This window comes from Polynucleobacter sp. AP-Latsch-80-C2 (assembly GCF_018882185.1).
Taxonomy (GTDB): Bacteria; Pseudomonadota; Gammaproteobacteria; order Burkholderiales; family Burkholderiaceae; genus Polynucleobacter.
In genome coordinates this window covers 1-253 of sequence record NZ_JACVOY010000046.1, presented here as the reverse complement: position 1 = coordinate 253, position 253 = coordinate 1, and the positions used below count along the sequence as shown (strand labels likewise).

At 48.2% G+C, this 253-nt stretch carries 1 protein-coding gene; it reads right to left on the bottom strand.

From position 1 onward, the window contains the following. Positions 1 to 253 (bottom strand): hypothetical protein (locus ICN47_RS12805; RefSeq protein ID WP_216220294.1); only part of this gene is annotated, 253 nt, incomplete at both ends.

Here is a 253-nt window from a genome sequence, read left to right as displayed (position 1 = left end):
CGGCAACAGTAGAGCTAAAGAGGATATTGCCAGCGCTAGAGCCAGTAGTGAGTACGCTCGCACCACCTAAGGTTACTGCGCCAGTGTAGGTTTGAGCACCATTGGTGGTGATGTTGCCTTTCAAGGTTGAAGTACCGTTAACTGTCAGGCTAGAGGTACCCGCAGTATTAGTAATGGCTGGATTAGTGCCAGTCATTAACAAAGAGCCGATCGTCAGTGCATTTTGTAAATCTAAAGTAGCGCTGCTTAGGGT